The sequence below is a fragment of the Umezawaea sp. genome (assembly GCF_036375055.1).
Taxonomy (GTDB): Bacteria; Actinomycetota; Actinomycetes; order Mycobacteriales; family Pseudonocardiaceae; genus Umezawaea.
In genome coordinates this window covers 1-11,115 of record NZ_DASUSQ010000039.1, presented here as the reverse complement: position 1 = coordinate 11,115, position 11,115 = coordinate 1, and the positions used below count along the sequence as shown (strand labels likewise).

At 71.7% G+C, this 11,115-nt stretch carries 12 protein-coding genes; 5 read left to right on the top strand and 7 right to left on the bottom strand.

What is annotated here, in order from left to right; translation table 11 throughout:
* Positions 1-143 precede the first annotated feature (143 nt).
* The 3 genes from VFZ92_RS12165 to VFZ92_RS12155 are packed head-to-tail and all read left to right on the top strand — an operon-like array spanning position 144 to position 3,227.
* On the top strand, positions 144-749 hold the full coding sequence (locus VFZ92_RS12165) for a flavodoxin family protein (RefSeq protein WP_330875975.1): 606 nt from the start codon (positions 144-146) through the stop codon (positions 747-749).
* Positions 746-2,269, top strand: coding sequence for an MFS transporter (locus tag VFZ92_RS12160; protein ID WP_330875974.1), 1,524 nt, complete (start codon positions 746-748; stop codon positions 2,267-2,269). The genes VFZ92_RS12165 and VFZ92_RS12160 overlap by 4 nt, the downstream gene beginning before the upstream one ends.
* 7 nt (positions 2,270-2,276) lie before the next feature.
* A complete protein-coding gene (locus tag VFZ92_RS12155; protein WP_330875973.1) occupies positions 2,277-3,227 on the top strand; it encodes a LysR family transcriptional regulator in 951 nt (316 codons plus the stop codon).
* Here the strand turns inward: VFZ92_RS12155 and VFZ92_RS12150 are convergent.
* The 4 genes from VFZ92_RS12150 to VFZ92_RS12135 form a co-directional block, all read right to left on the bottom strand.
* Complete coding sequence (locus tag VFZ92_RS12150; protein WP_330875972.1) at positions 3,209-4,513, bottom strand: HAMP domain-containing sensor histidine kinase; 1,305 nt, start codon at positions 4,511-4,513, stop codon at positions 3,209-3,211. The two genes, VFZ92_RS12155 and VFZ92_RS12150, sit on opposite strands and share 19 nt — an antisense overlap.
* A complete protein-coding gene (locus VFZ92_RS12145) occupies positions 4,513-5,196 on the bottom strand; it encodes a response regulator transcription factor (protein ID WP_330875971.1) in 684 nt (227 codons plus the stop codon). Before VFZ92_RS12145 ends, VFZ92_RS12150 begins: the two co-directional genes overlap by 1 nt.
* A gap of 96 nt (positions 5,197-5,292) precedes the next feature.
* Positions 5,293-5,799, bottom strand: coding sequence for a GNAT family N-acetyltransferase (locus VFZ92_RS12140; RefSeq protein ID WP_330875970.1), 507 nt, complete (start codon positions 5,797-5,799; stop codon positions 5,293-5,295).
* Entirely contained in the window at positions 5,796-6,332 is a 537-nt protein-coding gene (locus VFZ92_RS12135) for an NUDIX hydrolase (RefSeq protein WP_330875969.1), read from the bottom strand. The genes VFZ92_RS12140 and VFZ92_RS12135 overlap by 4 nt, the downstream gene beginning before the upstream one ends.
* Positions 6,333-6,496: 164 nt before the next feature.
* On the opposite strand from VFZ92_RS12135, the gene nucS reads away from it, so the two are divergent.
* Entirely contained in the window at positions 6,497-7,156 is a 660-nt protein-coding gene (nucS, locus tag VFZ92_RS12130) for an endonuclease NucS (RefSeq protein ID WP_330875968.1), read from the top strand.
* Between the two features lie 40 nt (positions 7,157-7,196).
* On the opposite strand, the gene VFZ92_RS12125 is transcribed toward nucS, so the two are convergent.
* The 3 genes from VFZ92_RS12125 to VFZ92_RS12115 form a co-directional block, all read right to left on the bottom strand.
* Positions 7,197-7,868: a TetR/AcrR family transcriptional regulator gene (locus VFZ92_RS12125; protein WP_330875967.1), complete on the bottom strand. Its 672-nt coding sequence runs from the start codon at positions 7,866-7,868 to the stop codon at positions 7,197-7,199.
* A 152-nt stretch (positions 7,869-8,020) separates the two neighbouring features.
* Positions 8,021-8,224 carry a hypothetical protein gene (locus VFZ92_RS12120; protein ID WP_330875966.1) on the bottom strand — a complete coding sequence of 68 codons (204 nt, stop codon included), beginning with the start codon at positions 8,222-8,224 and terminating at the stop codon, positions 8,021-8,023.
* 48 nt (positions 8,225-8,272) lie between these two features.
* Positions 8,273-9,328, bottom strand: a complete 1,056-nt coding sequence (locus tag VFZ92_RS12115; protein ID WP_330875965.1) for a hypothetical protein — start codon at positions 9,326-9,328, stop codon at positions 8,273-8,275.
* 212 nt (positions 9,329-9,540) lie between these two features.
* On the opposite strand from VFZ92_RS12115, the gene VFZ92_RS12110 reads away from it, so the two are divergent.
* A partial coding sequence (locus VFZ92_RS12110; protein WP_330875964.1) for a sodium:solute symporter family protein occupies positions 9,541-11,115 on the top strand: 1,575 nt, incomplete at its 3' end.

Sequence of the window (11,115 nt, the reverse complement as noted above, 5' to 3'; positions counted from 1 at the left end):
ACCCCTGTTTACGTCTCCGGACAGGCCTAGTGCGCGTACCGCCATTCGGACGGTTCGCAAACGTGTCGGAGCTCTAAGAACTTTCTCATTTTCTCCTGGCAGATTCACGGTGTTCCCAGTCCCGACGGAGAGCGGAGGTCGCCTTGGGCGAGTCGACGGGTCCGGTGCACCTGGTCGTGGCCTGCCACGACGGGCGCGGTCACACGGGCAAGCTCGCCGCGGCCGTGCGGCGGGGCGCCGGTGCGGTCGAGGGCACCGACGTCGTGGCCATCGCGGTCGACGAGATCACCCCTGAGCAGTGGTTCCAGCTCGACGACGCGGACGCCGTCATCTTCGGCGCCCCCACGTACATGGGGTCCGCTTCGGCCGCGTTCCACCGGTTCGCCGAGGCCAGCAGCAGGCGCTGGCTGACCCGCCGCTGGCAGGACAAGCTGGCCGCGGGCTTCACGAACTCGGGCGCGAAGGCGGGGGACAAGTCCGGGACGCTCGGATACTTCACGACCTTCGCGGCCCAGCACGGAATGGTGTGGGTGAACCTCGGCCTGCGTTCCGGCTGGAACTCCACCAAAGGCAGTGAACACGACCTGAACAGGCTGGGCTTCTCCCACGGCGTCGCCGCGCAGTCCAACACCGATGAAGGACCGGAACTGATGCACAAGGCCGATCTCGACACCGCCGAATACCTGGGCCGAAGGGTGGCCACGTACGCGCGGATCGTCGTCGAGGGCAAGCGGGCGCTAGCACTGTGAAAAGGGTTTCCGGCATCGCCGAGGAGCAGCGGAGGAGCACGCGGACCTGGGCGGTCGTCGCCGTGGCGGTCGCCGCCCAGACGCTGCTCTGGCTGGACAACTCCATCCTGAACATCGCGATGGAGACGCTCGCCGACCCGGTGCGCGGCCTCGGCGCGAACGCGGGGGAGCTGGCCTGGGCGAGCAGCTCGTACTCGCTGGTGCTGGCCGCCGCGATGTTCGCGGGCGGGGCGCTCGGCGACCGCTACGGCCCGCGCGCCACCCTGTTCGCGGGCCTGCTGCTGTTCTCGGTCGCGTCCGCGCTGGCGGCGTTCAGCCGCAGCGCCGTGGAGCTGATCGCGACGCGGGGCCTGATGGGGCTGGGCAGCGCGCTGCTCATGCCCGCCACGCTGGCGATCATCGTCCGCACCACGTCGGAGGCCCAGCGGTCCAGGGCCATCGCGCTGTGGGCGTCGGCCAGCGGCCTCGGCGTCGCGCTGGGCCCGGTGCTGGGCGGTGCGCTGCTGGCCCGGTTCTGGTGGGGCTCGGTGTTCCTGATCAACGTGCCGATCGTGCTCGCGTGCCTGGTGGGTGTGGTGCTGTTCGTGCCACGGCTGCGCTTCGCCGACCGGCGACCGCTGGACCCGCTCGGCCTGGTGCTCTCCGTGCTGGGCCTGGGGAGCCTCGTCTACGGGATCATCGAGGGCGGCCAGCGCGCGGACTGGGCGGCCGTCGGCGTGCTCGTGCCGCTCGTGCTCGGCGTCCTGCTGCTGGCCTGGTTCGTGCTGGTGCAGCGCTCCGCCGCGCACCCGAGCTTCGACGTGGGGCTGTTCGCCGTGCGGCAGTTCACCGGCGGCAGCACCGCGCTGCTGTTCACGTTCTTCGGCCTCACCGGCCAGCTGTTCGCCACCGCGTTCTACCTCCAGGGCATCCGCGGCCTGACGCCGCTGGGCGCGGGCCTGGTGATGGTCGCCGCCGCCGTCGGGATCGTGGTCGGCAACCTGGTGTCACCGCGGATCACCGACCACCTCACGGTCCGCTGGACGGTGGTCGGCGGGATGCTGCTGGCCATCGCCACGTTCGCGAGCTACCTGGCGTTCGACCGCGGCACGCCCATCCCGCTGCTGGTGGTGGTGCTCCTGGTGCAGGGCTTCGGCATGGGTCTGATCAGCGCGCCGATCACCACCGCGATGATGGCCGTCCTGCCGCCCCGCGTGGTGGGCGCGGGCTCGGCGATCAACAGCGCCGTGCGGCAGGTCGGCGGCGCGCTCGGCACCGCCGTGCTCGGCTCGGTGCTGACCGCGAGCTACCACCGGGAGATCGCGCCCGCGCTGCCGCGGCTGCCGGACGCCGTCCGCGACCAGGCCGGGGAATCGGCGCAGGGCGCCAGGGCCGTGGCCGCCGCCGTGCGCGAGCCGTGGCTCGTCGACGCCGCGGACCACGCGTTCCTGCAAGCGATGTACACCTCCTCGATCTGGGCGACGCTGCTGTCCCTGGTCGGGGTCGCGTTCGTCATCAGGTGTTTCCGACCGGACAGGTGAGGGCGTCATGGAGTTGGGACTTCGGCATCTTCAGGTCGTCGTCGCGGTGGCCGAGGCGGGCAGCATCAGCCGGGCCGCCGCCGCGTTGCGGATCGCCCAGTCCGGCCTCACCGCGCAGCTGGGCCGGATCGAGCGCGAACTCGGTGCGCCGCTGTTCGTCCGGCGCCCGCACGGGGTGGAGCCGACCGAGCTGGGCACCCACGTCCTGCTCGGCGCGCGGGTGCTGATCGCCAGGTTCGACGACCTCATCGCGTCGGCGCGGACCCGCGCGCACAGCGGGGGTTCCGGCGCCGTGGTGCGGCTGGGCGGGGTGGACAGCCCGTGGATCTCGACCGTCGCGGCGGCGCTGCGCGGGCTGCTGCCGGAGCACGAGCAGGTCACCTACGTGGAGGCGAACTCCGACGCCGTCGTGGAACTCGTGCGCACGGCCCGGCTCGACCTCGCGGTGATCACCGAGTACCCCGACGCGCCGGCGCCCCGCCCGCACCGGCTCGTCGTCCGCGACCTCGGCGTCGAACCGCTGCTGGTCGGCCTGCACGTCGACCACCCCGAGGCGGGGCGCGACCGGCTCCGGCTCGCGCACCTCGCCGAGTACGACTGGATCGCGCCGACCGACAAGGCGGGCGGGCTCCGGCACAGCCTGCGGACGGCGTGCGAGCGCGCCGGGTTCGCGCCCCGGTTCCGCCACTTCGGCACCGACCACGGCACCGCGGCCACCATCGTGGGCTCCGGTACCACCGTCGGCCTGTTCCCGACGAGCACCGGTCCGGTGCCCGGTGTCGTGTTCCGCCACCTGACCGACGAACCCCTGTGGTGCCGGACGATGCTGGCGTGGCAGCTCGGGTCGCCGCTGGCCACCATCGCCGCCGAACTCGTCACCTCCGCCTCGGACGAGCGCTTCCGCGCCCGGCGGCCCGTGCCGCCGTTCCGGGTCGTCGACTACCGCCGGGCGATGTGAAGCCCCGCACCCCTGGCCCAGTACAGGGCCGCGCGCGCCGCCGAGGCGGACTCGCCGCGGGGCAGCGGGATCGCGGGTTGCACGGCGGGCAGGTCCACGGTGAACACCGCGCCCGCGCCGGGTTCGCCCACGGCGGTCACCGTGCCGTCGTGGGCCTCCACGACCTCGCGCACGAGCGACAGGCCGATGCCGAACCGCTGACCGCGCCCGGCCGTGCCGCGGTGCAGGCGCTCGAACAGCGACCGCCCGTCCGCCTGGTCGAAGCCGACCCCGCTGTCGCGCACCGACAGCCGGACCACGGCCGCGGTCGGCGCCTCCAGCGCCACCACGACGGTGCCGCCCGGCGGTGTGTGGCCGATCGCGTTGTCCACCAGGGCGGTCACCACGCGGCGCAGCGCGGATTCCGCGCCGGGCACCAGGAACTGGCCCGGCCCGCGCAGCACCTCCAGCACCAGACCCGTGTCGGCGGCCCTCGCGTCCTCCGCCGCGACCACCTCGTCGGCCACCTCGGCCAGGTCGACCACGTCCGTCCGCGGCTGCTCGCCCGAGAGGGCCGAGCGGAGGATGTCGTCGACCACGTCCCCGAGCTGGCGGGTGCCGTTGACCAGTCGTCTCATCTCGGTCGCCAGCGCCTCCGGGCACTCCAGCGCGTCCGCCTTGCGCGCCAGCAGCTGCGCGCGGGTGTGCAGCTGGGTCAGCGGCGCGCGCAGCTCGTGGCTCGCGTCGGCGACGAACCGCCGCTGCCGGGCCAGCGCCTCGTTCAACGGCGCTATCGCCCTCTCGCACAGGAACCGGCTGGCCGTCGCCACGCCCGCGGCGACCGCCAGCGCGGTCATGAGCAGCGCGACGCCGAACGCGACCAGCAGGTTCCGCCGCTCCATCAGGTGGAACCGCTCGTCGTAGACGACCTGCACGACCTCGTCGCCCCGCCGCTGGGTGAGCACGCTGTAGTGCTGCCCGTCGCGGTCGACCTCCTCGAAGCGCGGCACGTCGGCGTCGCGCAGGCTCTCCACGAGCGGGAAGCCCGCGGGCAGACCGGGCGTCCCGGCCACCACGCCGTCGCGCTCGACGACCAGCCAGGTGCACGCGGGCGGGCTGGACAGCGACGAGTGCGCCACCGTCCACAGCAGGTCGCGGCGGGTGTCGTTCTCGCGCATGTTCGCGGTGACGAGGAAGATGACGCACTCGACGAGCAGCACGATCACCGTGGTCAGCAGCGTGAGCCGAGCGGTGAGCGACCAGCGGGCCCTGCCGAGCGCGGCGCGTTCCGGCGTGATCACGGTCATCAGACCGACCCCGCGCGGTAGCCGAGACCGTGCACGGTGCGGATGGCCTCGCGCCCGAGCTTGCGGCGCAGGTAGTGCACATATGTGTCCACTATGGACTCCGAGGTGGCTTCCGGGAACACCTGCGTGCGCAGGTCCGTCCGGCGGCAGATGGCGTTGGGGGCGACGGCGAGGGTGCGCAGCAGCTCGCACTCGCGCGCGGAGAGCTTGACCACGCCACCCCGCGACGTGAGCACCTCGCGGTGCCGCAGGTCGAGGTGGCCCTGGCCGAGCGGGAGCAGGTCCGTGTGCTCCAGGTGTCTTCGGTGCAGCGCCCGCACCCTGGCGATCAGCTCGTCCAGGTCGAACGGCTTGCCGAGGTAGTCGTCCGCCCCGGCGTTCAGCCCGCGCACCCGTTCGGCGACCTCGCCGCGACCGGTCAGCACCAGGATCTTCGCGGTCACGCCGACCCGCCGCAGCCGGACCATCAGGTCGAGGCCGTCGATCGCGGGCAGGCCCCGGTCCAGCACCATGATGTCCGGCTTGCGGCTCAGCGCGAGGTGCAGCCCCTGCTGCCCGTCCAGCGCCACGTCGACCTCGTAGCCCTCGCTCGCGAACAGCTCGGCCAGCATGGCCGCCGTCTCCTGGTCGTCCTCGACGACGAGCAGTCGGATCGGCTCCGGCGCCTCAGCGGGGTTTGGCACGCTGACCACTGTGGCAGTTCCGCGCCGCGCCCACAGCCCCTATCTCACTCGGCGTCGCGGTGGTAATACGGACCGCGACGACCGGCGTACCTGCGCTTACCCGGTGACCACCTTGTACAGGACGGTCGTGGGCGCGAGTTTCCCTTCGGGATCGAGCGCGAAGTCCGGGATCACGCCGACGGTCGTCCACCCCAGCGAGGTGTACATCCCCTCGGCGGGGCTGCCGGTCTCGGTGTCCAGCACCAGCAGCGTGACGCCCGCGTCGGCCGCGCCGCGCTCGGCGGCGCCCATCAGCGCGCGACCGATCCCCCGGCCGCGCGCGGACCGGTGCACCAGCAGTTTCGCCAGTTCCGCGCGGTGGCGCGCGTTCGGCATCGTCGCCAGCCGGACCTGGACGGTGCCGACGACCCGGCCGTCGACCCGCGCGGTCCACAGCAGCAGCGTGCCGTCCGCGACGGCGGGCGCCAGGCCCGACCACCACTCGACGGCCGCCGCGCGCTCCAGGCCCGCCAGGAAGCCGACGGACGCGCCGCCCCCGACCGCGTCCAGCAGGACGTCGGCGAGTTCGCCGGACGGCACGTCCGCCGTGACCCGCGTGATCACGGCTGGGAGTGCTCGTGCAGCAGCAGCATCGTGTACGCCGCGATCGACTGCGCGTCGGTGATCTCGCCGCGGGTGATCATCGCCTCGAACTCGCCCCGCGCGAACCACGCCGAGCGCATGTCCTGCTCCTCGTGCTCCCGCTCGTGGAAGCCCTCGACGAGCCGGGTGGCGAGGAACACCCTGCCGCGCTGGCTCGTCATGCCGGGGGCCACGTCCAGGACGCCCAGCTCGACCATCTCCCCGGCCCGCAGACCGGTCTCCTCGCGCAGCTCGCGCTCCGCCAGCACCGCGGGCGACTCCTCGGCCCGGTCCGGCGCGGTGCCCTGCGGGAACTCCCAGCGCCGCATCCCGATCGGGTACCGGTACTGCTCGACCAGCCTCACCCGTTCGCCGTCCAGCGGGATGACCAGCGCGAAGTCCGGTTTGTCCACCACTCCGTAGATGCCGGTGCTGCCGTCCGCGCGGCGGATCGGGTCCTCCCGCACGGTCATCCACGCGTTCGCGTACACCTGACGCGATCCGAGCGAGTCCACGTTCACACTCCCCTTGCCTGCGCCGACCGCCGACGCCCGTAGCCGAAGTACACCACCAGGTCCGCGCCGCGCGGGCTCGGCGGGCGGCAGCGGTCCGGGGGCCGGTACGGCGAGCGACGGTACCTGGCTGTGGATCTCCCGTGGCACCCCGTAGCCTGTCGCGGGTGCGTCTCGTCATCGCTCGCTGCCAGGTCGACTACGTCGGCAGGCTCACCGCTCATCTGCCGATGGCCAACCGACTCCTGCTGATCAAGGCGGACGGGTCCGTGTCCATCCACTCGGATGACCGCGCCTTCAAGCCGCTGAACTGGATGAGCCCCCCGTGCTGGCTCATCGAGGACCCCGGGATGTGGATCGTCCAGAACAAGGCGGGCGAGAAGCTGATCATCACCTTGGAAGAGGTGATGCACGACTCGAAGCACGAACTGGGTCCCGAGCCCGGCCTGGTGAAGGACGGGGTCGAGTCGGACCTGCAGAAGCTGCTGGCCGAGCACGTGCAGACGCTCGGCGAGGGCTGGTCGCTGGTCCGCCGCGAGTTCCCCACCCCCATCGGCCCCGTGGACCTGATGTGCCGGGACGAGAAGGGCGTGTCCGTCGCCGTGGAGATCAAGCGGCGCGGCGAGATCGACGGCGTCGAGCAGCTGACCCGGTACCTGGAGCTGCTGAACCGGGACCCGCTGCTGGCACCCGTGCGGGGGATCTTCGCGGCGCAGCAGATCAAGCCGCAGGCGCGCGTGCTGGCGGAGGACCGGGGGATCCGGTGCGTGATCCTCGACTACGACGCGCTGCGCGGCATCGAGTCGGACGAGTTCCGGCTGTTCTGATCGTCGAGCCCGCCCCCGGTGCCGGGGGCGGGTCGCCGGCTCATCCGCGGTAGCCGTTCCAGCCGCTCCTGGCGTCGACCGCGTGCTGGTGGCTCGGCGGGGTCGGCCTCGGGGTCGCCGACGGCGGTGACCAGGCCTGCGGGGTGCGCATCGGGGTCGGTTCCGGGGGCCGCGGCGCCTGGTCCGGCCGTCGCGCGGGCAGCTGGGCCCTGAGCAGCATCGTCAGCTGGGTGCGCACGTCGTCCAGCGGGCGGGTGGACGACGCCGCCCGCGACAGGACGATGGCGCCCTCCAGCGCGCTCAGGGTGAACGTGGCCAGCGACGCCGCCGCGGGCTGCGGCAGGCCCGCCCGCACCAGCACGCCGGTGAAGCGGCTCTCCCACGCGGCGAACACCCGGCCCGCCGCGGGCGACGGGGCGAGGGCCGCGGCGAGCACGGGGCAGCCCGACGTGTGGTCCGAGGTGTTGAGCTCGTGCTCCCACCAGGTGACGAGGCCGTCGACCATGTCGACCGGGTTGTCGTCGAAGGTGTCCAGCAGGGCCACCATCTGGCGCCCGGCCTCCTTCGTGGCCTGCTCGACCAGTTCCGCCTTGCCGCCGGGGAAGTGCTGGTAGATGGACTGCCTCGCGGTGGAGCTGTGGCTGAGCAGGTCGGTCAGGCCGGTGGCGTGGACACCCCTCCTGCGGATCAGGGCGATGGTGCTGTCGATCAAGCGCTCTCGTGGGCCTGCGGTCATGTCCCGTCCAAACTGTCGGCCGGTGCGGTCCTCCGGTGCTGGGTGGTGCGGGGGGAGAGGCTTGTCCTGGACTGGCGTCCGGATCTGCAACATCGCGGTCGACGACCTCCGTTCCCTGGTCGGGCGGTTCAGCTCGCTCTGGCTCGTTGACGTTCGGGGTCCAGCAGGTACCGGCGGACCGGCAGGGGGCGCAGCCACTTCCCGACGGCCTTGCGGACCCTGGCCACGGTCCGCCGCCGTACCCGTCTTCGGTGCAGGCGGCGGCTCAGCGCCGCCGCCGCCGCTGCCGCCGCCGCGACCAGCAGCGCCGAGATCACCCAGGAAGCCGTCATGACGCCTCACCTCGTCGAGTGGCCCGACTCGAATGGCCCCTCCGGCGTTCAGGACGCCTGCCCGGACAGGTCGTCGGCGGCGTGCGCCGGGGTGCGGCCGTGCTTCACGACGCGCACGGTCGACGGCTGGTACAGCTCCTCCAGGACCCGGTACACGGTGTCGCGCCCCAGGTCCAGGTGCGCGGAGAGGTGGTCGGCCAGGTCGCCGAGGTCCGACGTCGTCGGCGAGCCGAGCCGGGACGCGAGCATCGCCGTCTCCTCGTCGGTGAGGTCGAGGCCGCCGTCGCGCATCGCGAGCCTGGTCAGCACCCCGCCGATGACGTCGAGCTTGTGGTCGATCGTGGTGAGGCGCTGCTCGTGGTGCTCGAACTGGCGGCCGTTGAAGCTCTCGCCGGGCACGCCCGCGCTCATCGACATGATCCGGTCGTACATGCGCTCCTGCTGCCAGGGTTCCAAGCCCATCAGGAAGTCGTCTCCTTCGAAGGCGTCGAGATCGACGTACGCCTTGAGCAGGTCGGCCTCGATCCGGCCGGGGAAGATGCGCTCGCCGTCGGAGCGGTGGAACGCGATGCCGTCGCGCACACCGGTTTCCGGGCCGCGCAGCACGAACCCGGCCGCCGCGCCGATGTCCTGGGCGACGTGCACGAGGTCGGCGTAGCCGGAGCACCACGTGCGGTCGAAGCCGATGACGTCCGCGACGCCGTCCAGGTAGGACAGCGCGGTGGACAGGGGGATCTCGTCGCGGTCGACCTCGTCGAGCCTGCGGTCGCAGGTGAAGATCAGGGGCAGGTTCTCGGGGTAGCCCTCGATGCGCGCGTCGGCGAGCGCCGCGCGGGCGTGCGCCTGGCCCGCGTCCCAGCCGCCCGCGAAGTCGTCGGTCCCGACGCGGTGCCGCAGCAGCACCACCCGGCCCGCCGCGCGGTGGCGGTCGAGCGAGCCGGGGTAGTGGCTCACGCACTTCGGGCTCGCCGGGTAGCCGATGCCCCGGATCAGGAAGCGGACGTCGTAGCCACCGCCCTTCGTGTACTCGTCCAGTTCCCACGGGGTCAGTTCCCGTGCCGAGTACGCGGCACCGTTCGCGGTCAGGAGGGGCACATCGATCACCTCACGTCACTGTGCGTTGGCTACGACGGGAAGTACGGGGATGTGCGGTGTCGCGTTCAAATCCCGACTGGGCGATCACTGATCAGCGCGCAGGTCCGAGGTGAACTAGCGTCCGGTCGAGGCAGTGGCAACGCTCTGCGGTAGCGTCCACTCCTGATGCTTTTTGTGTGAGTTTGTTGGTTTGGTTGGCTCGTTCGGGGAGGTGGGCCCTGGTGCCCGTGCTGGCTCAGGCGGATCTTCGGCTGGACGCGAATCCGCTCGACTACATCCTGCTGGTCATCTACTTCGCGGTGGTCCTGGGCATCGGTGTGATGGCGAGACGCTCCGTCTCGACGAGCCTGGACTTCCTGCTCTCCGGCCGTTCGCTACCCGCGTGGGTGACGGGCCTGGCGTTCATCTCGGCCAACCTCGGCGCGATCGAGCTGCTGGGCATGGCGGCGAACGGCGCGCAGTACGGCCTGCCGACCGTGCACTACTACTGGATCGGCGCGATCCCGGCCATGGTCTTCCTCGGCCTGGTGATGATGCCGTTCTACTACGGCTCGAAGGTCCGCAGCGTCCCCGAGTTCCTGCGCCGCCGCTTCGGCACCGGCGCCCACCTCGTCAACGCGCTGAGCTTCGCGCTCGCCCAGGTGCTGATCGCGGGCGTCAACCTCTACGCGCTGGCGCTGCTGCTGAACCTGCTGCTCGGCTGGCCGATCCCGCTGTCGATCGTGATCGCCGCGCTGGTCGTGCTGACCTACACCACCCTCGGCGGTCTGTCGGCCGCGATCTACAACGAGGTGCTCCAGTTCTTCGTGATCGTCGCGGCCCTGCTGCCGCTGACGATCGTCGGCCTGCACAAGGTCGGCGGCTGGAACGGGCTGGTCGACAAGCTGACCGCGAAGGGCGCCGGTGAGGAGCTGGGCGCCTGGCCCGCGACCGAGCTGACCGGCATCTCGAACCCGGTGCTCAGCGTGATCGGCATCGTGTTCGGCCTCGGCTTCGTGCTCTCGTTCGGCTACTGGACGACGAACTTCGCCGAGGTCCAGCGGGCGCTGTCGGCGAAGAGCATGTCGGCCGCGCGGCGCACGCCGATCATCGGCGCGTTCCCCAAGGCGCTGATCCCGTTCGTCATCATCATCCCCGGCATGATCGCCGCCGTGGTGATCCCGCAGGTGCAGGCGCTCAACGAGGGCGGCGACTCCGGCGGCATCACCTACAACGAGACGCTGCCGCTGCTCATCCGCGAGCTGCTGCCCAACGGCATGCTCGGCATCGCGATCACCGGTCTGCTGGCGTCGTTCATGGCCGGTGTGGCCGCGAACGTCAGCTCGTTCAACACGGTCTTCACCTACGACCTGTGGCAGGACTACGTCAAGAAGGACCGGCCGGACGAGTACTACCTGCGGGTCGGCCGCCTCGCGACGATCGGCGGCACGATCATCGCGATCGGCACGGCGTTCATCGCGTCGGGCTACGGCAACATCATGGACTACATCCAGGCGCTGTTCTCGTTCTTCAACGCGCCGCTGTTCGCCACGTTCATCCTGGCCATGTTCTGGAAGCGGATGTCGGCGGCGGCCGGTTGGGCCGGCCTGGTCGCGGGCACGGTCGCGGCGGTCGCGGTGTTCGTGCTCGCGGAGACGGGCGTGCTCGACCTGCCGGGCCAGGGCGCCAGCTTCCTCGGCGCCGGGGTGGCGTTCGCGGTCGACATCGTGGTCAGCGTGGTCGTGACGTCGTTCACCCGGCCGGTGCCGGAGGAACGGCTGGTCGGGCTGGTCTACAGCCTGACGCCCAAGTCGGAC

Bases quoted from the DNA above. Each gene is read 5' to 3' on its own strand.
- VFZ92_RS12155 (WP_330875973.1), top strand. From the start codon at position 2,277: ATGGAGTTGGGACTTCGGCATCTTCAGGTCGTCGTCGCGGTGGCCGAG.
- VFZ92_RS12150 (WP_330875972.1), bottom strand. From the start codon at position 4,513: ATGACCGTGATCACGCCGGAACGCGCCGCGCTCGGCAGGGCCCGCTGG.
- VFZ92_RS12120 (WP_330875966.1), bottom strand. From the start codon at position 8,224: ATGACGGCTTCCTGGGTGATCTCGGCGCTGCTGGTCGCGGCGGCGGCA.